The organism is Streptomyces roseoverticillatus (genome assembly GCF_000719265.1).
Lineage (GTDB): Bacteria > Actinomycetota > Actinomycetes > Streptomycetales > Streptomycetaceae > Streptomyces > Streptomyces roseoverticillatus.
In genome coordinates this window covers 191,482-215,868 of record NZ_JOFL01000005.1, presented here as the reverse complement: position 1 = coordinate 215,868, position 24,387 = coordinate 191,482, and the positions used below count along the sequence as shown (strand labels likewise).

Here is a 24,387-nt window from a genome sequence, read left to right as displayed (position 1 = left end):
CGTGGCGGACGCGACGGCAGGAGCGGCGGCGGACGCGACGGCGTGGCGGGTGACGGTGGACCGGAGCGCCTGCCTCGGGTCGGGGATCTGCGCGGCCCTCGCCCCGGAGTCGTTCCGGCTGGAGGACGAGCGGTCCCGGCCGCTGAGAGAGGCGGCGGGGCCCGACGAGGCGCTGCTGGACGCGGCGGACTCGTGCCCCGCGGCGGCCATCACCGTCACCGAGGGAACGGAGGTCATCGGGCCCCGGCCATGACGTGACGGGCGGTAGTGGCGCGGCGCGGAGATACCTGCGGGCCGGGATGGGTACCTACCCCGGTGCCCGGGCCCGACCACGTGCCCGCAAGCCGAAAGGACATACGCAATGCAGCATGTCCGGCTCCCGCACCGCAGAGGCGGGGCCCTGCTCGCCCTCCTCCTCGCGCTGTTGTCCATCACCTCCGTCGCCGCCGCGGCGCCGCCAGGGCCGCGGACCCGCACGCCGGACGGGCCGGTCGTGGGCACCGACCACGGCCCGGTGCGCGGCAGGTCGCACGGCACGTACGCCACGTACGAGGGCATACCGTACGCCGCGCCGCCCACCGGCCCGCTGCGGTGGCGCGCGCCGCAGCCCGCACGCCGCTGGGAGGGCGTGCGGGACGCGGGGGCGCCGGGCCCGAAGTGCCTGCAGCTGCCGGTGTTCGGCACCGGGCCCGCCACCGGCTCCGAGGACTGCCTGTACCTCAACGTCGCCACGCCGGCCGGCCGTGCCCCGGGCCGGGGCCGGCCCGTCATGGTGTGGGTGCACGGCGGCGGGTTCACCGGCGGCTCCGGCGGCGAGTACAACGCCGGGCGGATGGCCGCGCGCGGCGACGCCGTCGTCGTCACGGTCAACTACCGGCTGGGCGCCCTCGGCTTCTTCGGCCACCCGGAGCTCGGCGACGCGCCCGCCTTCGGCCTGGCCGACCAGCAGGCGGCCCTGCGCTGGGTGCAGGCCAACGCCGCCCGCTTCGGCGGCGACCCGCGCAACGTGACGCTGTTCGGCGAATCGGCGGGCGCCATCAGCACCTGTGCCCAGCTCACCTCGCCCACGGCGGCCGGCCTCTTCCACAAGGCCGTGCTGCAGAGCGGCTCGTGCACCACTGCGTTCCCCCGCGGCGCCATCGTTCCGGGCACGCCCGGCTCCGGGTTCTTCGAGCCGCAGAAGACCGTCCAGGACGCGGGTGCCGCGGCGGCCGGCCGGCTCGGCTGCCCGGAGGGGCCCGGGGCACTGGACTGCCTGCGCGGGCTGAGCGCGGAGAAGCTGATCACGCCCGAGCTTTCGCAGACGTTCAGCAAGCCCGCCTACGGCAACGCCCTGCTGCCGGCGGCGCCCGGCCGCGCGCTGGCCGCCGGCCGCTTCCACCGGGTGCCGGTGGTCCAGGGCACGACCAGTGACGAGATGCGGCTGTTCGTCGGCCTCAGCCTGGGCCAGTACCCGCTGCGGGACGCGCGCGACTACCGGGCCCGGCTGACGGAGTCCTTCGGCGCGGCGGCGGGCGCCGTCGAGGCGGAGTACCCGCTGAGCAAGTACCCCACACCCGCGCTGGCCTGGTCCGCGGTGCTCACCGACACCACGTTCGCGTGCTCGGCGTTCCAGGCCGACAAGGCGCTGGCCGGGCGCGTGCCCACGTACGCCTACGAGTTCGCCGACCGTGACGCGCCCGTCATGGAGGGGATCCCCGCCGTGCCCGGCTTTCCCTACGGCGCCTCGCACGCCTTCGAACTGGCCTACCTGTTCACCGGCTTCCCCCTCCAGAAGCCGCTGAACGAGGCCCAGGTCGCGCTGTCGGACCGGATGACCGACTACTGGACCCGCTTCGCGCGCACCGGTGACCCGAACGCGGCCGGTGCCCCGCGCTGGCCGGTCTTCCGGGACCGGGACCCGCTCACGCTGTCCCTCGCGCCGGGAGCGGACGGCATCCGGCCGGTCGACTTCGGCGCCGCCCACCACTGCGCGTTCTGGGAGCGGCAGCGGCAGGGCTGAGCCGGACTGCGCTCCGGGTGCACCCGTAGCACGATGAAGGCATGCTCCTCGCCGATGTCGCCCGCGTGTCCGCCGAGGTGGCCGCGACGTCCGCGCGGTCGGAGAAGACCGCCCTGCTGGCCGGTCTCTTCCGCGGCGCGGACCCGCACGAGGCGCCGGTCGCCCTGACGTACCTGTCGGGGCGGCTGCCGCAGGGCAGGGTCGGCGTCGGCTGGAGCGTGCTGCGCGACTCGCCGGCGCCCGCGGCCGTCCCCGTGCTGACCGTCGCGGAGGTGGACCGGGCGGTCGGCGCCCTCGCCGCCGTCGCCGGCAAGGGCGCGCAGGCCGAGCGGCGCCGCCTGGTGGACGCGCTGATGGCCGCGGCCACCGCGGAGGAACAGCGCTTCCTGCGGGGCCTGCTCGGCGGGGAGCTGCGCCAGGGCGCCCTGGACGCGGCTGCGGCCGAGGGCCTCGCGGCCGCCGCCGGCGCGGACCCCGCCGAGGTGCGGCGGGCCGTGATGCTGGGCGGCTCGCTCGCCGCGGTCGCCCGGGAGCTGCTGGCGCGGGGCCCGGCGGCGCTGGCGGACTTCCGGCTGGAAGTCGGGCGCCCGGTGCTGCCGATGCTGGCGCACACCGCCAAGGACGTCGACGAGGCGCTGGACCGGCTCGGGCCGTGCGCCGTCGAGGAGAAGCTCGACGGCATCCGCGTCCAAGTGCACCGCGACGGCGGCTCCGTACGGATCTGGACGCGCAGGCTGGAGGAGATCACCGAGCGGCTGCCCGAGCTCTGCCGCGCGGCACGGGAGCTGCCGGTGTCGTCCGCCGTGCTGGACGGCGAGGTGATCGCGCTGGACGCGGAGGGCCGGCCGCGCCCGTTCCAGGAGACCGCGGGCCGGGTCGGCTCGCGGCTGAACGTGGCCGGGGCGGCGGTGACGGTGCCGCTGTCGCCCGTCTTCTTCGACCTGCTGGCCGTGGACGGCCGCGACCTGCTGGCGCTGCCCTCGGCCGGGCGCCACGCGGAGCTGGCGCGGGTGGTTCCCGAGCCGCTGCGGGTGCGGCGCCTGGTGGTCGCGGACCCGGCGGAGGCCGGAGCCCGCGCCGCGGCGCGGGACTTCGCGGAGGCGGTGCTGCGGCGCGGCCACGAGGGCGTGGTGGTCAAGGCGCTGGACGCGCCCTACACGGCGGGGCGGCGGGGCTCCGCGTGGCTGAAGGTGAAGCCGGTGCACACGCTGGACCTGGTGGTGCTGGCGGTGGAGTGGGGGCACGGGAGGCGTACGGGGAAGCTGTCGAACCTGCACCTGGGGGCGCGGCGGCCGGACGGCTCCTTCGCGATGCTCGGCAAGACGTTCAAGGGCATGACGGACGCGATGCTGGCGTGGCAGACGGAGCGGCTGCGGGAGCTGGCCGTGAGCGACGACGGCTTCGTGGTGACCGTGCGGCCGGAGCTGGTGGTGGAGGTCGCCTTCGACGGCCTCCAGCGGTCCTCCCGGTACCCGGCGGGGGTGACGCTGCGGTTCGCGCGCGTGGTGCGGTACCGGGAGGACAAGCGGGCGGAGGAGGCCGACATGCTGGATGCCGTGCTGGCCCTGGGCGCTACGAGTTGACGTTCACCGTGGCGGGGCAGAGCCGCCGCGGCTTCTTGTCGTCCTTGAGCTTCGCGTCCACGCAGCCGCCGGGCAGGCCCTCGTACGCCTTCGTGCCGAAGTTGGCGGTGACGGTGAGGGTGCCGTCACCGAAGGCGGTGCGCTGGACGCTGCGGTCGCCGGTCAGCGTGCGGAAGTCCGTCATGGGCTCGGTGCCGGCCGCCCGGTGGAGGGGCGAGAAGTACTTCTGGAGGGCGGCGAGCTCGCTGCCCCGCTTCTCCAGGGAGTCCCCGCCGATGACGAAGTTGAGCGGGGTGTTGTAGAGCATCGCGAGCAGGGCGCGGGTGGTCTTCTGCTGCGGCAGCTTGTCGTAGGAGAGCTCCCAGCGCTCGGCGTTGACGAGGGAGTCGTGGAGGGCCGTCTCGAACAGCGGGACGCGGTAGGCCGGGTCGTACATGGCCTTGGCGACGTCGGCCGGGAGCTCGGCGGGCTTGAAGAAGATGCCGGGCGCCTTGGCGGGGGCGTAGCCGCCCCACTTCTCCTTGTCGCGCTGGGCGGCCCACAGGCCGTCGTGGACGGGCGTGCCGGAGCCGTGGTCGTAGGACAGCGCCTCGTTGGCCCAGGCGCCCGCGGACTCGGAGCCGAGGGCGAGCTTGTCGCCGTCGGCGAGGCGCTTCATGCGGGCGAGGCGGTTTGCTCGGTCGCGGGCCTTGGTCTGGGGGTGGGCGGCGCTGTGGTCGCGGTAGAGCTCGCCGGCCGCGTCGACGTCGAGGAAGTAGCTGTCGGCGCCGTTCGCGGTCATCTTGCGGGTGCGGTCGGCGAGGTAGTGGCGGGTGGGCTCGGCCTTCTCGAACGCCTCGGTGCTGAGGTAGCAGCCGCGGTCGTGGAAGCCGGGCTCGGGCGAGCCGTCGGCGCGCTGGACGCAGAAGTCCGGGTAGACCTTGTCCGGCCAGACGGAGGTGGGCGCGTCGGACTTCTGCGGGTCCTGGCCGTTGGCGAAGGAGTCGTAGGGCCCGGCGAGGTAGCCGGTGTCCTTGGCGGCCTTGACGGCATCCGGGGTCATGGGCTGGTCGTCGGCGTCGTAGCCGAGCCACATGCGGTCCACGCCGAGCGCGCGCAGCTCGCGGACGCCGTCGGCGGTACGGGCCCGGCCCCAGGTGTAGGCGTGGAAGGCGCCGAGCAGCTTCTTGTTCGCCGGGACGGCCTCCATCTTGCCCTTGAGGCTGCCGAGTTGCCCGTGTTCCTTCAGCCAGGCGCGGTAGTCCAGCGCGGGGGCGACCGGGGAGCCGTCGGTGAGGCTGAAGGCGACGGTGTAGTCGGTGGTGCCCTCGCCGCGGGAGAAGGTGTGGGCGGCGGTGGCGCGTAGCGTGCCCTTCTCGGAGGTGACGTCGAGCGCGGTGCCGATGTCGGTGGGGACGAGGTAGCTGACGCCGCTCCGGCCCGCGGACCAGCCCCACAGGGGCATCGTGAGGCCGGATTCCATGGCGATGCTGCTGCCCGCGAGCCCGGCCCCGGGACCGTTCCAGAACGTGTCGCCGGCGGGGATCGACAGCCCCTCGCCGCGCGGCAGCTGCAGGGCGGAGGTGGTGGAACCGGTGCCCGTGACGGGCCACTTCAGGGTGCGGTCGGCGGTGCCGGTGGACCGGACGGTGACGAGGAGCCTGCCCTTCTCGGCGCGGGCGGTGACCTCCAGGCCGGTGCCGGGGTAGGTCCAGCGTGCGCCGTCCGCGGTGGCGGTGACGGCACCCGGGGCGCCGGGGGCGGTCACGGCCGGCGCGGAGAGCTCCACGGTGCCGCCCGCGGCCGTGCGGGCGGTGACGCGCAGGGTGGCGGTGTCGACGGTGGCGGTGCCGCCGCGGACGGGAATGCCGACGGACCGGCCGTGCACGCGCACCGCTTGCGCGGGCCCGGCCGCGGCGTGCGCGGGCTCGGCGAGGGTGAGGCACGGAAGGGTGGCGGCCAGCACGAGGGCGGCGGCGCGGCAGGTTGTGATGGACATGGAGAGTTGATAACGAACGGAGCTAAGAGGGTTTTAAGAAGCGGCTGTTGCGGCGGGTAACAGCGGGGGCTTCCGGGGACGGCCCCAAACCCTTGGGAAAGCGTGAACGGCCGGACCTGCGGTGCCGGCCCGGCCGTTCAGGGGCTCGGGGCCGCCGTCGCGACGGCGCAACCGCGCGGACTTACTTGCCCCGGAAGAGCTCCAGCAGGTCCTGCCGCCCGAACACGCCCGCCGCCTCTACGGCGGAAGGCGCTCCCAGGCCGGGGTCCGCGCCGTGCGCCAGCAGCGTGCGGATGATCTCGTCCTCGCCCTTGAAGACGGCGCCCGCGAGGGGGGTCTGCCCGCGGTCGTTGGGCCGGTTCGGGTCCGCCTGGCGCTCCAGGAGGGCCAGGACCGCGTCGAGGTGACCGTGGTAGGCCGCCAGCATGAGCAGCGAGTCGCCGCGGTCGTTGGTGAGGTTGGCCGGCACGCCGGCGTCCACGTAGGCGGCGAGCGTGTCGGTGTCTCCGTGGCGCGCCAGGTCAAAGACCTTGGCGGCGAGCTGGAGCACCTCGGGGTCGTGGGCGGGCTCGGTCTCGGGAGTCTGCTCGGTCATGGGTCCGCGGTCCTCCGGTCAGTGCGCACGGGTGCACGCGATATCGGTGTACCCCCACCCTATGTACGGGTGCCACGCGCTGTCCGGGAGGCACGGACGCGCCCGTTCGGGTGAATCGCCGGACACCCGCACGGGAAGTCTCGCAGCCGGTCGGCGCCGGTGCGGAGGCGCGGCCCGCGGCCCCGGACAGGCGGTTTGCATTTTTGCGGCCCCTTGCCGCCCCTCCGACGATCACGACGAAGGCCCCACTGATCGAACTGCGCTGTCTTTTTTTCGCATTAATACTTTCCGTGAGTCCTGAGGAGCTCATGGTGAACCCCTCGACCCACTCAGGAGAAACGTCATGATCCTGTCCATCTCCGGCGTCGTGCTGTTCGGTGTCATCGTCTTCCTGTTCTTCCGCAAGGACAGCCTGAAGGCCAGCCACGCCATCGTCTGCGCCCTCTTCGGCTTCTACCTCTCCAGCACGGCCATCGCCCCCAGCATCAGGGCCGGCAGCGCCAGCCTCGCGGGGCTCCTGGGCGGCCTCAAGTTCTGACCCCCGCACCGGGCGGCGCTCCGGCCGCAACCCCCGCAGGAGGAGACCGACGTGGACCCACGACAGCTCCCCCGCACCCTGGCCGGCGGCCGGCCCGTCGCCCGCGGGCAGGAGCTCGCGCGCACGGCGGCCGACAGCGCGGCCGACATATTCCACCCGCTCTGCGTCATCGCGCGCGGCCTGCGCGTCCTGGCCGCCGGGGCGTGGCGCAGGTGGCAGCGGACACCGGGCGACCGCCGCGGCCCCACGCTGCTGCTCGCGGCTTCGTGCACGGCCATCGTGATGCTCCTGCCGTACGGGCCGCCGCTCACCGGCGTCGCCCTCATGACCCTCGCGGCCTGGGCCGGGCGCGACCGCGACCCGGCGTCCGAGACGGTCCGCGAGAGCGAGGGCGAGCGGCTCCAAGCGCTGTACGAGGCCCTCGTGCCCTACCTCTCCGTCCCCGAGGACCCGGCGCCGCTCTACGCCCACGACGGCGACTGGGAAGAGGCCTTCGCCGCCCACTCCTTCGACCACGAGGGCCGGCTCGGCTCCCTGGAACTGCGCTACCCCGCCTACTTCCCCGACGGAGAACCGGAAGCCCGGGCCAGGATCGAGCAGTTGCTGCGGATGAAGGCCGGGCGGGGGCGCGAGTACCGGTTCGACTGGGACGCGGAGGCCAACCGCCTCCACGTGCACGTGCTGCCCGCGCTGCCCGCCGACATCTTCGCCCAGCGGTTCGTGACCGCGCCCGGCGAGACCGTCCTCGGCTTCACCGACCCCGGCGAGGTGCACCGCACCCTGCCCGTCTTCGACGGCACCGACCGCCGTGACGAGGCGCCCGTGCTGTGGCGCACGGGCCCGCGCTCCGCGGAGCCGCACCTGCTGGTCCTCGGCCGGCCCTCCGCCGGCACCAGCACGCTGCTGCGCTCCCTCGCCCTCCAGGCCCTGCACCAGGGCGACGTGGTGGCCGTCGACGGCAGCGGGTCCGGCGAGTTCTCCTTCCTCCGCGGCCGCGACGGCGTCCTGGCCGTCGAGTCCTCGGCCGCCGGCGCCCTCGCCGTCCTGGAGTGGGCCTCGCACGAGACCGAACGGCGGCTCATGACGGCCAACCGCGCGCGCCAGGAAGGCCACCAGCCGCCCGAGGACGTCCGCCGCCCCCTGTGGATCGTCGTCGACCGGCCCACCGCGCTCGGCCACCTGGCCGCGGCCGAGGGCCGGGCCGACCCCCAGGTACTGCTGCAGGTGCCGCTGCGGCACGGGCGGATCGCGAACGTCACGGTCGTCCTGGGCGACCACCTGGACGACGCGGCGGCCCAGTTGGCGGAGCCGGTGCTCGCGCTCACGCGCGCCCGCGTGCTGCTGGGCGCCGTCACCGACGAACAGGTCCGGGCCGTGCTCGGCGCCCCGCCGCGCACCACGCCACCGCCGGAGGCGCCTCCGGGGCGCGGCTACGCCCGCCTGGGCACGGGCCCGGTGCACCGGCTGCAGGTGCCGGCGACGCCCGACCCGTACGACGAGGAAACGTCCGACCACGAACGCGAGGCCGTCCTGGCCCTCCTCCCGGCCGGCGGCCGGCCCGACGACGATCCCCTCCCGGCGGGAGCGAGGTAGCCGGGCCCGGCTCCGCCGTGGCGGCGCGGTCAGACGGTGCCGCGCACCCCCTAGGCGGGTCCGGCACCGCCGGACAAGCCGCTACTGGTTGCTCACCGTCCCGGAGGAAACAAGGCACGGCGGTAACCCTGTACCGAGCCACCCACCCTGGCTCCGCCGCCACGGCGCTCAACCCCCCACGGCGCAGTCCGGCGGTGCCGTACACACACCAGGCGAGTCCGGCACCGCCGGACAGGCCGCTACTGGTTGCTCACCGTCCCGGCGGGATGAGGGCACGGTGATCGCAGACCGGCGGCGCGCAACCCCCGCGGCGCGGCCCGGCGCAAGGCGCGGCCGCAACCGCAGACCGGATCAGCGCCTCGGACCGGCCTCAGGCCACGAACGTCCGCGGCGCTTCCACCGCGGCCGTCGCGCCGCTCGCCACCAGGCGGGCCGCCTCCGCCAGGCGGGACGCCGCCTCCTCCGCGACCGCGCCGGTGACCGTGAACGGCAACCGGACGTAGCCCTCGAACGCGCCGTCGACTCCGAAGCGGGGGCCCGACGGGACCCGTACCCCGAGCCGCTCGCCCGCCTCGGCGATGCGGGAGCCGGAGAGGCCGCCGGTGCGGACCCACAGGGTGAGTCCGCCGCGCGGCACGGTGAACTCCCAGCCGGGGAGATGGCGGCGGACCGCCGCCACGAGCGAGTCGCGGCTCTCGCGCGTCGTCGTCCGCCGTATCCCGACGGCGGCGTCCCAGCCCTCGGTGGTCATCAGCCAGGTGACGGCGAGCTGTTCGAGGACGGGCGTGCCGAGGTCGGCGTAGGCGCGGGCGGCGACGAGGCTGCGGATCACGTCGGGCGCGGCCCGCACCCAGCCGATGCGCAGCCCGGCCCAGAAGGACTTGCTGGCGGAGCCGACGGTGATGACGGCGCTGCCGGCGGGGTCGAAGGCGCAGACGGGGCGGGGCAGTTCCAGGCCGGGCTCCAGGCAGAGGTCTGCCATGGTCTCGTCGGCGACGAGCAGGGTGCCCGCGGCGCGCGCGGCCTCGACGAGCTGCCGGCGCTGTTCCTCGGTGGCGAGGGCGCCGGTGGGGTTGTGGAAGTCGCCGATGACGTAGGCCATGCGGGGGGCGGCGTCGCGCAGCACCTGGCGCCAGGCCGGCAGGTCCCAGCCGGCGAGGCCGTCGCCCATGGCGACGGGCACGAGCCGGGCGCCGGCCTCGCGCATGAGCTGGAGGACGTTGGCGTAGGAGGGCGAGTCGACGGCTACCCGCTCGCCGCGCCCGGCGAAGAGCCGGCAGATGGCGGCGACGGCGCCCATGGCCCCCGTGGTGATCATGATCTGTTCGGGCATGGTGGGCACGCCGCGGGCGGTGTACCGGTCGGCGACGGCCTGGCGCAGGGCGGGCAGCCCTGCGGGATAGTCGCCGTGGGTGGCGGCGTAGGGCGGCAGCTCCTCCAGCGCGCCCTGGACGGCGCGGCCGAGCCAGGGCTCGGGGGCGGGCAGGGCGGCGCAGCCGAGGTCGATGACGGAGCCGGCGGCCTCGGGGGGCAGCGGGTCCAGGGCGCGGGTGGGCAGCGGATTGCCGGCGGGGACCGCGGTCCAGCTGCCGGCGCCGCGCCGGGATTCGAGGAAGCCCTCGCTGCGCAGCGCCTCGTAGGCGGCGGCGACGGTGGTGCGGCTGACGGAGAGGGCCGCGGCGAGCTCCCGCTCGGCGGGCAGCCGGGCGGCGACGGGCACGCGCCCTTCGAGGACGAGGAGCCGGATGCCGTCGGCGAGCGAGCGGTAGGCGGGGGCGCGGCGGCCGCCGAGGGGTGTGACCGTGCCGCGGACGCCCTGCGTCTCGCGCTCCCGCTGCGAGCCGAGAAGACGCGCGAGCTTCTGCGCACCTACCGACGAGGTCCAATGACTCATCTGAATCGGTCCACCTTTCGGGGATTGGCCATGGATCTTGCGTCCACCTGTTCTCCAGACTGACATGCGGCAGGCCACTCGCACCACTGCGGGTGGCCGCTCAATATGCCGAGCACGCGCTTTCGGGGCCGTGCCGACCGTCAGGAGGAACCGTTGTCCGCATCAGGGGGACCGTCGGGAGTGCCATCCCTCACCCGCCGGCTGCTGCAGCTCTACGTCGGGCTCGCGCTGTACGGAGTGAGCGGCGCGCTGCAGCTGCGGGCGGGGCTGGGGCTCGCGCCGTGGGACGTGCTGAACCAGGGCGTCGCGCGCCACACGGGCATCTCGATCGGCGCGGCGTCGATCGCGATCGGCGCGCTCGTCCTGCTGCTCTGGATCCCGCTGCGGCAGCGGCCGGGCCTGGGCACGGTCTCGAACGTGCTGGTCATCGGCCTGGCGATGGACGCGACACTGAGTGTGGTGCCCGACCCGCGGTCGCTGTGGCTGCGGATCCCGCTGCTGGGCTTCTCGGTGGTGCTGTGCGCGGTGGCGACGGGGCTGTACATTTCGGCGCGGTTCGGCCCGGGCCCGCGGGACGGGCTGATGACGGGGCTGCACCGGCGCACGGGCCGCTCGGTGCGGCTGGTGCGGACGTGCATCGAGGTGGTCGTGCTGGCGACGGGGTTCGCGCTGGGCGGTTCGGTGGGCGCGGGCACCGTCTTCTACGCCCTGGCGATCGGCCCGCTGTCGCAGTTCTTCCTGCGCCGGTTCGCCCTTCCGGAGCGATCGGTTCCGGCCCCTGCGACCCCGGCCGGGGAGAAAGTTCCGGACCTGGTTTAGGCCGGGAGGAAGTGGCCCGGTAGTGTACGCCTTCGACCCACCGAACGAACCGTTACTGCACGCTAAAGCGACAGAAACGCAGGGTGACATCCGTTGCCAGATGTGACAAAACGGGCGTTGGTGGGTACAACAAGGGGCGGCACGACGGGCGACGCATGTCCCTCAACGGGAATCTTCACCGCCGACCGGACGTTGACCGGATGACGACGACAGCGACACCTGTCCTGTGGGCGACTAAGCCCGGGAGGCACGATTCATGAGTGAGCGAGCTCTCCGCGGCACGCGACTTGTGGTTACCAGCTACGAGACCGACCGCGGCATCGATCTGGCCCCGCGCCAGGCGGTGGAGTACGCATGCCCGAACGGCCATCGATTCGAGATGCCGTTCTCGGTAGAGGCGGAGATTCCGCCGGAGTGGGAGTGCAAGGCGTGCGGCGCCGTTGCACTCCTGGTGGACGGCGACGGTCCTGAGGAGAAGAAGGGCAAGCCTGCGCGTACGCACTGGGACATGCTCATGGAGCGACGTACTCGTGAGGAGCTGGAGGAGGTGCTGGCCGAGCGGCTGGCGGTCCTTCGTTCCGGCGCCATGAACATTGCCGTTCATCCGCGGGACACCCGCAAGTCCGCCTGAGCGGACACCACGCAGTAACAAAAGGGCCCGGGCCGCTGCCGAAGCAGTGGCCCGGGCCCTTTTGCGCGTCTCTCAACGCGGCAGCTGAGGGCCGCCCGGGCGAGGGGCGGGCGGCTCGTCGTCGCGGATGACCTCGCCCTGGACGACCTTGCCGCCGGACCCGCCCGGCCCGGCCGGGCCGCCCGTGCCCATGCCGCCCAGGTCGGCGCTGCGGGCCTGCCGGAAGGCGTCCCCGAGCGTGCCGGGGGCCGCCGGCCGGCCCAGCCACCGCTCCCCCGCCTTGCGCAGCAGGGCGCGGGTGGGCGGGAAGAGGCAGAGCAGGCCGGCCGCGTCGGAGAGCAGCCCGGGCAGGATGATCAGCAGGCCGCCGAGCATCGTGAGGGCGTTGCCACCGGTCTCCTGGCCGCCCGGCCCGGCGGTCGCGCCGCCGGGCTGCAGGGAGACCGTGAGCCGCTTCCAGGCCCGCCGCCCGGCCCGCTTGATCACGTAGGAGCCGAGGACGACGCCGCCGGCCAGCAGGGCGAAGACGGTCAGGCCGCCCGCGGCACCGGCCACCAGCGTGAGCAGCCAGATCTCCAGGACGGCCCAGAGGGCCACTCCCAGGGGGATGAGCCTGCGGGCGCGCCGCCGCTGCGGCGGGCGGCCGTTCATCGTCTGCTGTGCTCCGAACGTCATGCCTCAAGTGTGCCTGGCCTGCGGCGGAAGCCGGGGGCGGCGCTTATGGGCCGCTTACGGCGCGGCCGCCCGGCCCGCCCCTCCCGGCATCCCTCACAGCACGCTCGCCGGGCTACTTGCGGCCGAGCGCCTTGCCGACCCGGGAGCCGACGCCCCAGGAGGTGACCCGCCACAGGGCCTCGGCGACGATGTCGCGGCTCATCTTGCTGTCGCCGAGCTCGCGCTCGACGAAGGTGATGGGCACCTCCACGACGTGGAAGCCGGCCTTGACGGCGCGCCAGGCCAGGTCGACCTGGAAGCAGTAGCCCTGGGAGGCCACGTCCTCCATGCCGAGGCCCTCCAGGGTCTCCCGGCGGAAGGCCCGGAAGCCGCCGGTGACGTCCCGGATCGGCACGTCGAGGAGCAGCCGGGAGTACGTGGAGCCGCCGCGGGAGAGGATCTCGCGCGACTTCGGCCAGTTCACGACCCTGCCGCCGGGCACCCAGCGGGAGCCGAGCACCAGGTCGGCGCCCTTGAGGGCGGTGAGCAGGCGGGGCAGCTCCTCGGGCTGGTGGGAGCCGTCGGCGTCCATCTCGACGAGCACGCCGTAGCCGTGCTCCAGGCCCCAGCGGAAGCCCGCGAGGTAGGCGGCGCCGAGGCCCTCCTTGCCCTTGCGGTGCAGGACCTTGACGTGGTCGTCGTCGCCCGCGAGCTCGTCGGCGAGCTTGCCGGTGCCGTCGGGGCTGTTGTCGTCGGCGACGAGGACGTGCGCCTCCGGCACGGCCGACCGCACCCGGCCGACGATGCTCTTGATGTTCTCCGCCTCGTTGTAGGTCGGGATGATCACCAAGGTCGTGCCGAGCGGACCGAATCTCCGCTGCCCACCGTCGTTCACTGCTGGCCTCTCTTTTCCGGCTCGTCCGTCCGTCCCCGACGGCCGATCAGGAGTGCGGCCGCACAGGACAGAAGGCCCACCATAGCGAGCGCCCATTCGGGCGCCGCACCCACGCGGTCGGCCACGGTCGTCCCGTCCCGCAGGGGGAGGGTGGCGCTGATCACGTCGCGGGTGAATTCCTCGCTCCGCTGCTGCACCGTGCCGTCCGGGGCGACCACGGCGCTGATGCCGCTGGTGGCGACGGTGACGACGGCGCGGCCGTGCTCGACGGCCCGCAGCCGGGACATGGCCAGCTGCTGCTCGGGCTGGCCGGTGCGGCCGTAGGTGGCGTTGTTGGTCTGGACGACGAGGGCGCGGGCACCGGCCTTGACGGTGTCGCGGACGATCTCGTCGTAGGCGACCTCGAAGCAGATGACGTCGCCGAGCCGGGCCGGGCCGACCTGCATCACTCCGGTGTGGTCGCCGGGGTAGAAGTCGCGCTGGACGCGCTGGAGGCGGGTGATGACCTTACTCAGGGCGCTGCGGAAGGGCACGTACTCGCCGAACGGCACGGGGTGCTGCTTGGCGTAGGAGGCGCCGGGGCCGGTCCTCGGGTCCCAGACGATGCCCTTGTTGTCGATATAGCCGCTCCGGCCCGGGTGGTCCACCAGAGCGCCGACGAGGACGGGCACGCCGACCGCCTTGACCGCCTCGTCGATGCGGTCGTAGGCCTGCGGGTACTGGAAGGGGCCGAGGTCGGAGGAGTTCTCCGGCCAGATGACGAGGTCGGGCTTGGGCACGCGGCCGGCCTTGACGTCCCTGGCCAGTTGCAGGGTGGCCTCGGCGTGGTTGTCGAGGATCATCATCGGGCGGCCGAGGAAGTCCATGCCCGCGTGCTGGACGTTGCCCTGGACGAGCGCCACCTTGACCTCGTCGTCGGCCTTGACCGGTACGGGCACCGCGTAGCCCGCGAGCAGCACGGCGACGGCGAGCGCCAGCGCCTCGACGCCCGGCAGCACCGCCTTGAACCGGCCCGTGCCCGAGGCCGTGCGCAGCTTCAGGGCGACGGTGACGGCGTACGCGAGGAGGCCGCCGGTGAGGGCGACGGCGAAGCTCACCAGCGGGGCGCCGCCGAGGGCGGCGAGCGGGGTGAACGGCGAGCCGGTGTTGGCGAAGGCGAGCCGGCCCCAGGGGAAGCCGCCCAGCGGAAGCCGGTCGCGGGCCAGCTCCTGCGCGACCCACAGGCAGGCGCCCCACAGCGGCCACGCGGGCAGCCGGGAGACGAGGGCGAGGGCCGCGCCGAGGGCGGCGACGAACAGGGCCTCGGCGATCGACAGGCCGGTCACGGCGTCGTAGCCGACGACGTGCAGCCAGCGCAGCAGCACGAAGAAGAAGGGGAGGGCGAAGGCGAAGCCGGTCCAGGCGGCCTGCAGGACGGTGCGCCCGCGGGTCAGCAGGGCCAGCGCGGCGACGGCCACGACCGACAGCGGCCACACGTCGTAGGGCGGGAAGGACAGGGCGAACGCGATGCCGGAGAGCACGGCGATCCCGGTGCGGGCCGCCTCGCGGCGTGCGAGCCGGGCGAGGCGCACGGCCCGGCGGGGGCGCGCCTGCGGGGCGGGCGCGGTCTCCTCCGCGGGCGTCTCCTCCGCGGCGGTCTCCCCCGCGACGGGTGCGGTCTCCTCCGGGGCGGCCGGGGAGCGCTCGTCGCCGGGGGCGGATGCCACGTCGGCTCCGGCGGTGGTTTCGGGACCCGGGGGCACGGGCGAGCCTTCCTGCTGTCTTGCGGTGGTGAGCCCGACGGTACATCGCTCGGGGCACCGCGCCCGCCCTGGGTGCGCGCGGAAGGCGCTCAAAAGCAGGGGCAGGCCGGGGAAGGGCCGGGAAGAGGGGGGTGGGGCGAATGGGGGCCCGGCGTCCTTCGGGCCGACCTGGGACCCGCTGGCTGCGGGTCGACCGAGAGCCGTTGTCTACTGAACGTCCGGGCCCCACCCGGGTCACACCTGCCGGCCCGGCAGCACCTCCCTCGCCCCCGTGCGCTGGAACCTGGCTGCCAGTGGCGGTGGCCGCTCCCCGGCGCACCACCCCATGGCCCAGCGGCGTTCGACGACTGTGTGGAAGTGCACCGGCCGGACGTCCTGTGGTGGACTCCGCAGAACCTACCGGCCGCCGCCCGGACCCTGTCAACACCTCCACGACCTGGGGATATGCACTAAATCAGCAGGTCAGTACGGCGAGTGATCACGGGCGGCGACAGGCCGACGTCTCATCGTTCGGCGGTACGCGCCGGGCGCGGAGTCACTCGTTCGGACGCTCGTAGACGGTGTGCCCGCCCACGACGGTGCGCAGGCAGACCGGGAGCCCGGTGCCGGGGGTCAGGTCGGGCAGGCCCGGGGTGCCCGAGCGCGGGTCCGTGGACCAGCTCGCCACGCGCTCGTCCGGCACCTGTACGACGAGGTCGCCGGCCTGCCAGACCGCGTAGTCGGCGGGTGCGCCGGGCACGAGGACGCCCGCGTCGTCGCTGCCGGTCGCCCGCCAGCCGCCGCGCGTGTGAGCGGTGAACGCGGCGCGGACCGAGATGCGGTGCTCGGGGGTGCGGTGGAAGGCGGCGGCGCGGACGGTGCCCCACGGGTCGAGCGGGGTGACCGGGCTGTCGGAGCCGAGGGCGAGCGGCACGCCGGCGCGCAGCAGGGCCGCGTACGGGTTGAGGGTGCGGGCCCGCTCGACGCCGAGGCGCTGGGCGTACATGCCCGTGTCGCCGCCCCAGGTGGCGTCGAAGGCGGGCTGGACGGAGGCGGTGAGGGCGAACTCGGCGAAGGCCGCGATGTGCTCGGGGGTGAGCATCTCGGCGTGCTCGACGCGGTGCCGGGCCGCGCGGACGCGGGGCAGTCCCAGCTTGTCGGCCGCGGCGCGGACGCCCTCCACGACGGCGGTCAGCGCGGCGTCGCCGATGGCGTGGAAGCCGGCCTGGATGCCCGCCTCGGTGCACGCGGCGACGTGGGCGGCGACGGCCGCGGCGTCGAGGCGGGCGGTGCCGGTGCTGCCGGGCAGGTCGGCGTAGGGCTCGTGGAGGCACGCGGTGTGCGAGCCGAGGGAGCCGTCCACGAAGAGGTCGCCTGCGGCGCCCGCCGCGCCGAGCTCGCGGATGCGCTCCGCGTCGTTCGCGGATGCGACGGCTTCCGCCCAGTAGCCGACGACGCGCGGGCCCGGGCGGGCGGCGGCGAGGCGCAGCAGCCCGGTGAAGTCCTCGGTGCCGGAGATCTGCGGCCCGGCGCACTCGTGCACGGAGCCGATGCCGAGCGAGACGGCGTGGTCGAGCGCGGCCGCCTGGGCCGCGGCGCGCTGCGCGGGGGTGACCCCGGCGTGCGCGGCGGCGCGCACGGCGTGGTGGGCGTCGCCCGTCAGCGGCGCCTCGGCGGCGTATCCGTCCAGGCCGGCGAGGCCCGGCACGAGGCCGAGCAGGGCCGTGGTCACGACGGCCGAGTGGACGTCGGCCCGGGTGAGGTACAGCGGCCGGCCGCCGGTGGCCTCGTCCAGCTCGCGGCGGGACGGCGGGCGCTGCTCGGGCCAGGCGCTGGCGTCCCAGCCGTGGCCGAGGAGGACGCCCTCGGTGGGGCGGGCGGCGGCGTGCGCCCGGATCCGGTCGAGGGCCTCGGCCAGGGAGCGGGAGCCGGTGAGGTCGAGACCGGTGAGCGCGAGGCCGGTCGCGGTGGTGTGCACGTGTGCGTCCGTGAACGCGGGGGTGACGAGGGAGCCGCCGAGGTCCACGACCTCGTCCACTCCTTCCGCGAAGGAGTCCGCGGCCCCTTCGGAGCCGACCCAGGCGACGGCGCCGCGCTCGACGACCATGGCCGTGGCGAACGGGTCGGCGGGGCTGTGCACGTCGCCGTTGCGCAGCAGTACGGTGCGCGGCTTGTCCTGGGATGCGTGGGGCTCGGTCATGGGATCAGTTTCTCCCCTGCCCTGCCCCATCCCGTAACCGGGGCTCCGCCCGCAAAAAAATTGAGCCGTCCGGCGATTGAGGGCAAAAGACGCGGCGTCACCCCACCCGCGGCGGTCTCGCCTCGTACGGCGTCGACAGGACGATCGTCGTCCGCGTCGAGACGCCGGCAAGGGACCGGATCCGCGCCAGCAAGTGCTCCAGCTCCAGCGGCGTGGCCACCCGCACCTTGAGGATGTAGTTCTCGTCGCCGGCGACGCTGTGGCACGCCTCGATCTCGGGGATCTCGGCGAGCCGGTCGGCGATGTCGTCGGGAGCGCTGGGGTCGAACGGCTTCACCGAGATGAACGCGGTGAGCGGCAGCCCGACCGCTTCGGGGTCGACGACGGCCGCGTAGCCGCGGATGACGCCCCGCTGTTCGAGCCGGCGCACGCGCTGGTGCACCGCCGAGGTGGAAAGGCCAGTAGCCTTCCCCAGGTCGGTGTAGCTCATCCGCCCGTCCTTGACGAGCAGTTCCACGATTTCTCTGTCCAGCTCCTCCACGCGGATCAACCTACTGGGTCCGGGCCGGAGCGGCACAGTCGACGGGCTCCGTGGGGGCGCATGACCACGCACAAAGACATGTGACGAACAACACAGATATGCACCCGTGTCCTCCGTGATGCGGAGATTACCCGGCTCGTCACGCGGGAAGTGCTTGCTGTGGCCGAGGCCGCGCCTGGCCGGCCAATCCGAGGGGGAGAAAGACTATGCCCAGCCTGGAACGCCTGAACGAAGGCGACGGCAGCCCGTACGAGCCCTATGAGGTCGACACCAGCACGATGTTCCGGGTGACGTGCCCGGACTGCGCGCGCCCGATCGCACTGCTCCCCGACGAGGACGTGCTCCCCGAGCACGCACTGTGCCCCTCGCCGTGGAATCCCTTCGGGCTCACGGTGTGCCCCGGCTCGGGCCGCGCCATGGGGAACGCGCCCGCGGCGGACGAGTCGCCGGACGGCATGGAGTTCGACGCCGCGCTGATGCTCACGCTGCCGGAGAGCCTGGACTGGCGGACGCAGCCGTTCTCCCACGTCGGGGGTCCCGGCTCGCGCCCGGTCCGCGTCCCGGAGATGCGCCGGCCGTCCTGACACGGGAGCGTTGCCGGCGGGCGGGCCGTGCGGGCCCGTCCGCCGTGCCGGTGCTCAGCGGCTCTCGGGGCCCGCCAGGTGACGGGCGATCACCATCCGCTGGATCTGGTTGGTGCCCTCGACGATCTGCAGCACCTTGGCCTCGCGCATGTAGCGCTCGGCCGGGAAGTCGGCCGTGTAGCCGTAGCCGCCCAGCAGCTGCACGGCGTCGACGGTCACGCGCATCGCGGCGTCGGTGCAGAAGAGCTTGGCCATCGCCGCCTCCTTGGAGAACGGCAGGCCGGCGTCGCGCAGCCGCGCCGCGGCGAGGTAGAGCGCGCGGCCGGCCTCGATCTGGGTCGCCATGTCGGCGAGCATGAAGCGCAGGCCCTGGAAGTCGGCGATCGGCCGGCCGAACTGCCGCCGCCCGGCGGCGAAGGCGAGCGCCTCGTCCAGCGCGGCCTGGGCGACGCCGATCGCACAGGCGGCGATGCCGAGGCGCCCGGAGTCCAGTGCGGACAGGGCGATCGCGAAGCCCTGCCCCTCCTCGCCGATGCGGCGGGCGTCCGGCACCCGCACGCCGTCGAGGTGCAGTTGGGCCGTCGGCGAGCCCTTCATGCCCATCTTGCGCTCGGGTGCCGCGGCCGACAGGCCGGGGGCGTCGCCGGGGACGAGGAAGGCGGTGATGCCGTGGGCGCCCTCGCCTCCCGTACGGGCCAGCACGGTGTAGAAGTCCGCGATGCCGCCGTGGGTGATCCAGGCCTTGGTGCCCTCGATGGTCCAGGTGTCGCCGTCGCGGGTGGCGCGGGTGCGCAGCGAGGCGGCGTCGGAGCCGGAGGAGGGCTCGGAGAGGCAGTACGCGCCGAGGAGGCCGCCGCCGAGCATGGCGGGCAGGTGCTCGGCCTGCTGCTCCTTGGTGCCGTAGCCGGCGAGCGCGTGGCAGGCGAGGGTGTGCACGCTGACGCCGAGGCCCACGGTGAGGCGGGCGGCCGCGAGCTCCTCCAGGACCTGCAGGTAGACCTCGTAGGGCTGGTCCCCGCCGCCGAACTCCTCGGTGTAGGGCAGCGCGAGCAGGCCGGAGGCGGACAGCAGCCGGAAGACCTCACGGGGGAAGCGCCCGGCTTCCTCCTCCTCGGCCGCGGTGGGTTCGATCTCCCGCTGCACCAGATCGCGTACGAGCGCGAGCAGGTCGCGGGCCTCCTCGGTGGGCAGCTGTCGCTCCACCGGCTGCGGGCCGTGGTCGGTCATGGCGGCGCTCTCCTCCCTGTCGGGCGCTGCGGCGACGGGCGCGCAAGGGTGTGGCGCCGTCGCCGGTGATGCCCAGCCGATGATCCCGCGCCGGGTCGCGGCACCGGATGACCTGCGGCTGTGGCGGCTTGGAGTATGCCCGATCGGCGGGCCGACGTCACGGGTTGACAAGTCGCGCACCAGGCACAACGGGCTTGTGACGGAGTCATGAACGGGGATGGTCCAAACCATTGACCGCACTGGTCCAGACCTTCTATGGTCCTGGACACGCTTAGCGCGTTCATGCCAGGTCACCCCCGCAGAGCAGCTCTCCCCACCCCACCGAGGAGAACCGATGCCCGCACGACCGCGTACCCTCCTGGCCGCCTTCGCCGCCGCCGGGGTCCTGATCACCACGACGCTCCTCACCGGTCCGGCGAACGCCTCCCCCGCCGCGCCCCCGGCCGCCGGAGCCGACGACACCGCCGCGGGCCGCAAGGTCGTCGGCTACTTCACCAACTGGGGCGTCTACGAGCGCAATTACCACGTCAAGAACATCGAGACGTCGGGCTCGGCCGACCGGCTCACCCACATCAACTACGCCTTCGGGAACGTCTCGGGCGGCAAGTGCACCATCGGCGACTCCTACGCCGACTACGACAAGGCCTACGACGCCGCAGGCAGCGTCGACGGCAAGGCCGACACCTGGGACGACGGCGCCCTGCGCGGCAACTTCAACCAGCTCCGCAAGCTCAAGAAGCTGCACCCGGGCCTCAAAGTGGTCTGGTCCTTCGGCGGCTGGACCTGGTCGGGCGGCTTCGGTGAGGCCGCCCGCAACCCGGCCGCCTTCGCCGAGTCCTGTTACGGCCTCGTCAAGGACCCGCGCTGGGCCGACGTCTTCGACGGCATCGACATCGACTGGGAGTACCCCAACGCCTGCGGCCTCACCTGCGACACGAGCGGACGCGAGGGGTTCGCGAAGCTGATGGCCGCGCTGCGCGCCGAGTTCGGCACGCGCAACCTCGTCACCGCCGCCATCACCGCAGACGCCTCCGACGGCGGCAAGATCGACGCCGTCGACTACGCGGGGGCCGCCCGCTACGTCGACTGGTACAACCCCATGACCTACGACTTCTTCGGCGCGTGGGACGCCAAGGGCCCCACGGCCCCGCACTCCCCCCTCACCTCCTACACCGGCATCCCGAAGCCCGGCTTCAACACCGACGCCACGATCACCAAGCTCAAGTCCCTCGGCATCCCCTCCTCCAAGCTCCTGCTCGGCATCGGCTTCTACGGCCGCGGCTGGACCGGCGTGACCCGGTCGGCCCCCGGCGGCACGGCCACCGGCCCCGCCAAGGGCACCTACGAAGCCGGCTTCGAGGACTACAAGGTCCTCAAGGCCACGTGCCCGGCCAACGGCACGGTGGCGGGCACGGCCTACGCCAAGTGCGGCAGCGACTGGTGGAGCTACGACACCCCGTCGACGATCGCCGGGAAGACGGCGTACAAGAACCGTCAGGGGCTGGGCGGCACGTTCTTCTGGGAACTGAGCGGCGATACGGCGGACGGCGAGCTGATCAAGTCGATCGGCTGACACCGGACCGGAACGGGCGGCTCGCCTGGTCGCCTTGACGGCGCCTGGTCGCCGTGACGGGCGGGCTCACGCAGGCGCCGTCACGGCGGGCTCACGGCGTGGCCGTCACCGGCGGGCTCACGCAGTCGCCGTCGCGCCCTCCGCCACCGCCCGCGGCGCGCCCGCCGCGGGCGTGCGGTGGTCGAAGGCGATCAGGGGGTCGCCCGTCAGCGGGTGGTCGACGACCGCCGCCCGGACGCCGAAGACGCCGGCCAGCAGCTCCGGGGTCAGGACCTCCCGCGGCGGACCCGAGGCCACGAGCGCGCCCTCGTGCAGGACGTGGAGGCGGTCGCACAGCGACGCCGCCGCGTTCAGGTCGTGCAGGGACAGCAGGGTCGTGCGGCGCTGCGCGCGCAGCAGGGCCAGGAGTTCGACCTGGTGCAGGACGTCCAGGTGGTTCGTCGGCTCGTCCAGGACCAGCACCTGCGGGTCCTGGGCCAGCGCCCGCGCCAGCAGCACCCGCTGGCGCTCGCCGCCCGACAGCGCCGAGAAGCGCCGCTTCTCCGCCCCGGCGAGCCCGACCCCCGCCAGCGCCGCCGCCACGATCTCCGCGTCGGCGCGGTCCTCGCCCGCGAACGCCCGCTTGTACGGGGTGCGGCCCATGGCCACCACCGCCCGTACCGAGAGTTCGAAGTCGCTGCCGCGCTCCTGCGGGAGCGCGGCCACCCGCCGGGCCGACTCGGCGGCGGTCAGCGACGTGATGTCCGTACCGCCGACCAGTACCCGGCCCGCGTGCGGCCGCAGATAGCGGTAGACGGTGCGCAGGACCGTCGACTTGCCGCTGCCGTTCGGCCCGACCAGCCCGGCGATCTCGCCTTCCTCCGCGACCAGGTGCACCCCGGAGACGACCGTCCGGCCGGACAGGGACACTTCCAGGTCCTCGATCGCGATCTTCATTCCGCCCATCCCCCAGCCCCTCTCAGCCTCTCTCCAGCAGACGCCGGTCCAGCAGGTACAGCAGCGTCGGCGCGCCGACCAGCGCCGTGACCACGCCCACCGGCAGCTCCTGGTCCGGCAGGGCCGTACGGGCCACCAGGTCGACCACGACCAGCAGAACCGCGCCGAAGAGCGCGGCCACCGGCAGCAGGACGCGGTGCGCGCCGCCCACGACCATCCGGCACACGTGCGGCACCATCAGCCCCACGAAGCCGATCGCGCCCGAGACGGACACCAGCACGCCGGTGAGCACGCTCGTCACCACGAACAGCTCGCGCCGCAGCCGCGTCACGTCCACGCCCAGCCCCGCCGCGGTCTCGTCGCCCATCAGCACCGCGTCCAGCCCCCGGGCCCGGGCGAGGAGCGCGGCGAGGCCGAGCGCCACGGCCGCGGCGGGCACGCCGAGCGTGGACCACTGGGCGCCGCCGAGGGAGCCCATCAGCCAGAACAGCACGCCGTGGGTCTGCTGGTCGTCGCCGGCCTGCAGCACCAGATAGTGCGTGAAGCCGGACAGGAACTGGCCGATGCCGACGCCCGCCAGCACCAGCCGCAGCGGCGAGAACCCGCCCCCGCGCCGCGCCATCGCCCACACCAGCGCGAACGACGCGAGCGCACCGGCGAACGCCGCCGCCGAGAGACCGAGTCCCAGCAGCCCGCCCGCGCCCGCCCCCAGCACGATCGCCGCGACCGCGCCGAGCGAGGCCCCGCTGGAGATGCCCAGCAGATACGGGTCCGCGAGCGGATTGCGGACGAGGGCCTGGACGGCGGTGCCCACCAGGCCCAGGCCCGCGCCCACCACGGCGGCCAGCAGCGCCCGCGGCACCCGCAGCCGCCATACGATCAGGTCCTGCGTGCCCGGCACCGGCTCCCCGCCGCTGATCCCGCGCGCCACCGAGGACCACACGTCGCCGAGCGGCACGTCCGTGGAGCCCAGGCACACCGAGGCCGTCAGCGCGATCAGCAGCGCGCAGCCCAGCGCGGCCGCCACCCACGGCGCCCGCGCCCCGGGCTCGCGTTCCTGCGCCTCCTCCGCGGCCGCCGTGGTGAGCGCCGCCATCTACTTGACCCGGTCCGGGTGCAGGGTGTGCGCGATCTCGCGGACGGTGTCCGCGCTGCGCACGCCCCCGATCGTGGTCCGCTCGGAGCCGACGCGCAGGAAGTGCCCCTCCTTGACGGCCGTGAGGTCCTTCGTGGCGGGGAAGGTCTTCAGGAACTCCGCGGCCTCGTCGAAGGCCTTGGCGTTCGCCTCGTCGCTGCCGCGGTTGCGGACGCCGAGCTGGATCCAGTCGGGGTTCTTGGCGACGACGTCCTCCCAGCCCACGGGCTTGAAGTCGCCGTCGCAGCCGTCGAAGACGTTGCGGCCGCCGGCCATGCCGATCACGGCGTTGGCGACCTGCCGGTTGCACACGGCCATCGGCTGCTTGGTGCCCGCGTCGTAGTCGAAGAAGAAGTAAGAGGGCCGCTTGTCCGCGGGGACGTCCTTGAGGGCGTCGCGCACCGCGCCCGTCTTCTTCCGCATCTCCTGCACCAGTTCGGCGGCGCGCGCGGAGGTGCCGGTGACCTTGCCGAGCTCCTCGATGTCGGCCTCGACGCCCGAGAGGTCCGTGCGCGGGGTCTTGCTCATCGCCGCGCAGGCCGTCGACTTCAGGAAGACGTGCTTGATGCCGGCGGCCTTGAACTCCTCCGCCGTGGGGGCGTCGCCCATCTTGCCCATGTTCTTCATGGAGGAGAACGCGTCCACGTAGAGGTCCGCGCCCGAGCCCAGCAGCTTCTCCTTGGGGATCGCCGTCTTCCCCAGCACCGGCACCTTCGCCGCACGGTCCGCGTACTGGCCCGGCATGGCGCCGTTGCCGGGCGGGAAGCCCGTGCCGGCCGCCTTGTCGCCCGCGCCCAGCCACATGAGCAGCTCCAGGCCCGCGGCGTTGCTGGTGACGATCTTCTTCGGCGCCGCGTCGAAGGTGGTCTTCGCGCCCGTGCAGTCCGTGACGGTCACCGGGAAGCCGGACCGCGCGCCGGCGCCCGCGTCGTCGGTCTTCTTCGCCTCACCGCCGCCGCCACCGCCGCAGGCCGTCGCCGACAGGGCCACAGCGGCCAGAACACCGCACCACGCACGAGGGCGCATCAGACAACTCCAGGAATTTCGGTTCGCCACGGGCCCGCCGGTGCGGTCCCGGATCAGGTAGTCGGACCGCGGGAGCGCCGGGTTCCCGCGTGTCGCGAAGAACTGCGACGTACGCTTCGTCGAACGCCCTGCCGACGGCGCGCGGCGCGCGCCGGGGCGGATCCGACAGGCTGAGGGAGACCGTGATGGCGGATGCGACGGACGTGACGGGTGCGACGGCCACGGCGGGGACGGAGGGCACGGCGGAGGCCGCGCCGACGGA

At 74.0% G+C, this 24,387-nt stretch carries 21 protein-coding genes; 9 read left to right on the top strand and 12 right to left on the bottom strand.

What is annotated here, in order from left to right; all coding sequences use genetic code 11:
- The first annotated feature begins 1 nt into the window (after position 1).
- The 3 genes from IF61_RS0107320 to IF61_RS0107310 all read left to right on the top strand — a co-directional run bounded on the left by IF61_RS0107320 (position 2) and on the right by IF61_RS0107310 (position 3,585).
- Positions 2–253: a ferredoxin gene (locus IF61_RS0107320; RefSeq protein WP_052392476.1), complete on the top strand. Its 252-nt coding sequence runs from the start codon at positions 2–4 to the stop codon at positions 251–253.
- 108 nt (positions 254–361) lie between these two features.
- The gene (locus tag IF61_RS0107315; RefSeq protein ID WP_078660019.1) at positions 362–2,002 is read left to right on the top strand and encodes a carboxylesterase/lipase family protein; all 1,641 of its coding nucleotides are present in this window, start codon (positions 362–364) and stop codon (positions 2,000–2,002) included.
- Between the two features lie 41 nt (positions 2,003–2,043).
- The gene (locus IF61_RS0107310; protein ID WP_030365434.1) at positions 2,044–3,585 is read left to right on the top strand and encodes an ATP-dependent DNA ligase; all 1,542 of its coding nucleotides are present in this window, start codon (positions 2,044–2,046) and stop codon (positions 3,583–3,585) included.
- Here the strand turns inward: IF61_RS0107310 and IF61_RS0107305 are convergent.
- On the bottom strand, positions 3,575–5,563 hold the full coding sequence (locus IF61_RS0107305) for a glycoside hydrolase (protein WP_030365433.1): 1,989 nt from the start codon (positions 5,561–5,563) through the stop codon (positions 3,575–3,577). The genes IF61_RS0107310 and IF61_RS0107305 overlap by 11 nt on opposite strands.
- Positions 5,564–5,744: 181 nt before the next feature.
- Positions 5,745–6,158 (bottom strand): ankyrin repeat domain-containing protein, encoded by a 414-nt coding sequence (locus IF61_RS0107300; RefSeq protein ID WP_030365432.1) that lies wholly within the window; start codon positions 6,156–6,158, stop codon positions 5,745–5,747.
- Between the two features lie 343 nt (positions 6,159–6,501).
- Here IF61_RS0107300 and IF61_RS0107295 point away from each other — a divergent pair, with 343 nt between their 5' ends.
- Both IF61_RS0107295 and IF61_RS0107290 read left to right on the top strand, forming a co-directional pair.
- The gene (locus tag IF61_RS0107295; RefSeq protein WP_030365431.1) at positions 6,502–6,696 is read left to right on the top strand and encodes a hypothetical protein; all 195 of its coding nucleotides are present in this window, start codon (positions 6,502–6,504) and stop codon (positions 6,694–6,696) included.
- Between the two features lie 51 nt (positions 6,697–6,747).
- Complete coding sequence (locus tag IF61_RS0107290; RefSeq protein WP_043188092.1) at positions 6,748–8,289, top strand: membrane protein; 1,542 nt, start codon at positions 6,748–6,750, stop codon at positions 8,287–8,289.
- 370 nt (positions 8,290–8,659) lie between these two features.
- Here IF61_RS0107290 and IF61_RS0107285 read toward each other — a convergent pair whose 3' ends face one another.
- Complete coding sequence (locus IF61_RS0107285; RefSeq protein ID WP_030365429.1) at positions 8,660–10,183, bottom strand: SCO1417 family PLP biosynthesis transcription factor; 1,524 nt, start codon at positions 10,181–10,183, stop codon at positions 8,660–8,662.
- A gap of 180 nt (positions 10,184–10,363) precedes the next feature.
- Here IF61_RS0107285 and yczE point away from each other — a divergent pair, with 180 nt between their 5' ends.
- Together yczE and IF61_RS0107275 are read left to right on the top strand one after the other, a co-directional pair.
- Positions 10,364–11,002 (top strand): membrane protein YczE, encoded by a 639-nt coding sequence (gene yczE, locus IF61_RS0107280; RefSeq protein ID WP_107042994.1) that lies wholly within the window; start codon positions 10,364–10,366, stop codon positions 11,000–11,002.
- A gap of 256 nt (positions 11,003–11,258) precedes the next feature.
- Positions 11,259–11,633: an RNA polymerase-binding protein RbpA gene (locus IF61_RS0107275; protein ID WP_004948858.1), complete on the top strand. Its 375-nt coding sequence runs from the start codon at positions 11,259–11,261 to the stop codon at positions 11,631–11,633.
- Between the two features lie 72 nt (positions 11,634–11,705).
- On the opposite strand, the gene fxsA is transcribed toward IF61_RS0107275, so the two are convergent.
- The 5 genes from fxsA to IF61_RS0107250 all read right to left on the bottom strand — a co-directional run bounded on the left by fxsA (position 11,706) and on the right by IF61_RS0107250 (position 17,644).
- On the bottom strand, positions 11,706–12,308 hold the full coding sequence (fxsA, locus tag IF61_RS0107270) for an FxsA family membrane protein (RefSeq protein ID WP_030365427.1): 603 nt from the start codon (positions 12,306–12,308) through the stop codon (positions 11,706–11,708).
- 112 nt (positions 12,309–12,420) lie between these two features.
- Positions 12,421–13,182, bottom strand: coding sequence for a polyprenol monophosphomannose synthase (locus IF61_RS0107265; protein WP_030365426.1), 762 nt, complete (start codon positions 13,180–13,182; stop codon positions 12,421–12,423).
- Positions 13,179–14,888 (bottom strand): apolipoprotein N-acyltransferase, encoded by a 1,710-nt coding sequence (gene lnt, locus IF61_RS0107260; RefSeq protein WP_052392474.1) that lies wholly within the window; start codon positions 14,886–14,888, stop codon positions 13,179–13,181. Before lnt ends, IF61_RS0107265 begins: the two co-directional genes overlap by 4 nt.
- A 571-nt stretch (positions 14,889–15,459) precedes the next feature.
- On the bottom strand, positions 15,460–17,103 hold the full coding sequence (locus IF61_RS0107255) for an amidohydrolase (RefSeq protein WP_030365424.1): 1,644 nt from the start codon (positions 17,101–17,103) through the stop codon (positions 15,460–15,462).
- A 97-nt stretch (positions 17,104–17,200) separates the two neighbouring features.
- Positions 17,201–17,644, bottom strand: a complete 444-nt coding sequence (locus IF61_RS0107250) for an Lrp/AsnC family transcriptional regulator (protein ID WP_030365423.1) — start codon at positions 17,642–17,644, stop codon at positions 17,201–17,203.
- A gap of 206 nt (positions 17,645–17,850) precedes the next feature.
- On the opposite strand from IF61_RS0107250, the gene IF61_RS0107245 reads away from it, so the two are divergent.
- Positions 17,851–18,228 carry a hypothetical protein gene (locus IF61_RS0107245; protein ID WP_030365422.1) on the top strand — a complete coding sequence of 126 codons (378 nt, stop codon included), beginning with the start codon at positions 17,851–17,853 and terminating at the stop codon, positions 18,226–18,228.
- 54 nt (positions 18,229–18,282) lie between these two features.
- Here IF61_RS0107245 and IF61_RS0107240 read toward each other — a convergent pair whose 3' ends face one another.
- Positions 18,283–19,455 (bottom strand): acyl-CoA dehydrogenase family protein, encoded by a 1,173-nt coding sequence (locus IF61_RS0107240; RefSeq protein WP_030365421.1) that lies wholly within the window; start codon positions 19,453–19,455, stop codon positions 18,283–18,285.
- A gap of 334 nt (positions 19,456–19,789) precedes the next feature.
- Between IF61_RS0107240 and IF61_RS0107235 the strand changes: the two genes are divergently transcribed.
- Complete coding sequence (locus tag IF61_RS0107235; protein WP_030365420.1) at positions 19,790–21,028, top strand: glycoside hydrolase family 18 protein; 1,239 nt, start codon at positions 19,790–19,792, stop codon at positions 21,026–21,028.
- Positions 21,029–21,145: 117 nt separating this feature from the next.
- Here the strand turns inward: IF61_RS0107235 and IF61_RS0107230 are convergent, their stop codons facing one another.
- The 3 genes from IF61_RS0107230 to IF61_RS0107220 are packed head-to-tail and all read right to left on the bottom strand — an operon-like array spanning position 21,146 to position 24,125.
- The gene (locus tag IF61_RS0107230) at positions 21,146–21,964 is read right to left on the bottom strand and encodes an ABC transporter ATP-binding protein (RefSeq protein WP_030365419.1); all 819 of its coding nucleotides are present in this window, start codon (positions 21,962–21,964) and stop codon (positions 21,146–21,148) included.
- Between the two features lie 22 nt (positions 21,965–21,986).
- Positions 21,987–23,060, bottom strand: coding sequence for a FecCD family ABC transporter permease (locus IF61_RS0107225; protein WP_030365418.1), 1,074 nt, complete (start codon positions 23,058–23,060; stop codon positions 21,987–21,989).
- A complete protein-coding gene (locus tag IF61_RS0107220; protein ID WP_030365417.1) occupies positions 23,061–24,125 on the bottom strand; it encodes an ABC transporter substrate-binding protein in 1,065 nt (354 codons plus the stop codon).
- Between the last annotated feature and the right edge of the window lie 262 nt (positions 24,126–24,387).

Excerpts from the sequence above, each read along its gene's own strand:
- fxsA (WP_030365427.1), bottom strand. The coding sequence starts at position 12,308 with ATGACGTTCGGAGCACAGCAGACGATGAACGGCCGCCCGCCGCAGCGG.
- IF61_RS0107310 (WP_030365434.1), top strand. The coding sequence starts at position 2,044 with ATGCTCCTCGCCGATGTCGCCCGCGTGTCCGCCGAGGTGGCCGCGACG.
- IF61_RS0107240 (WP_030365421.1), bottom strand. The coding sequence starts at position 19,455 with ATGACCGACCACGGCCCGCAGCCGGTGGAGCGACAGCTGCCCACCGAG.
- IF61_RS0107230 (WP_030365419.1), bottom strand. The coding sequence starts at position 21,964 with ATGAAGATCGCGATCGAGGACCTGGAAGTGTCCCTGTCCGGCCGGACG.
- IF61_RS0107235 (WP_030365420.1), top strand. The coding sequence starts at position 19,790 with ATGCCCGCACGACCGCGTACCCTCCTGGCCGCCTTCGCCGCCGCCGGG.
- IF61_RS0107255 (WP_030365424.1), bottom strand. The coding sequence starts at position 17,103 with ATGACCGAGCCCCACGCATCCCAGGACAAGCCGCGCACCGTACTGCTG.
- IF61_RS0107305 (WP_030365433.1), bottom strand. The coding sequence starts at position 5,563 with ATGTCCATCACAACCTGCCGCGCCGCCGCCCTCGTGCTGGCCGCCACC.
- IF61_RS0107300 (WP_030365432.1), bottom strand. The coding sequence starts at position 6,158 with ATGACCGAGCAGACTCCCGAGACCGAGCCCGCCCACGACCCCGAGGTG.
- IF61_RS0107220 (WP_030365417.1), bottom strand. The coding sequence starts at position 24,125 with ATGCGCCCTCGTGCGTGGTGCGGTGTTCTGGCCGCTGTGGCCCTGTCG.
- IF61_RS0107225 (WP_030365418.1), bottom strand. The coding sequence starts at position 23,060 with ATGGCGGCGCTCACCACGGCGGCCGCGGAGGAGGCGCAGGAACGCGAG.
- IF61_RS0107275 (WP_004948858.1), top strand. The coding sequence starts at position 11,259 with ATGAGTGAGCGAGCTCTCCGCGGCACGCGACTTGTGGTTACCAGCTAC.
- IF61_RS0107315 (WP_078660019.1), top strand. The coding sequence starts at position 362 with ATGCAGCATGTCCGGCTCCCGCACCGCAGAGGCGGGGCCCTGCTCGCC.
- IF61_RS0107295 (WP_030365431.1), top strand. The coding sequence starts at position 6,502 with ATGATCCTGTCCATCTCCGGCGTCGTGCTGTTCGGTGTCATCGTCTTC.
- IF61_RS0107245 (WP_030365422.1), top strand. The coding sequence starts at position 17,851 with ATGCCCAGCCTGGAACGCCTGAACGAAGGCGACGGCAGCCCGTACGAG.
- IF61_RS0107285 (WP_030365429.1), bottom strand. The coding sequence starts at position 10,183 with ATGAGTCATTGGACCTCGTCGGTAGGTGCGCAGAAGCTCGCGCGTCTT.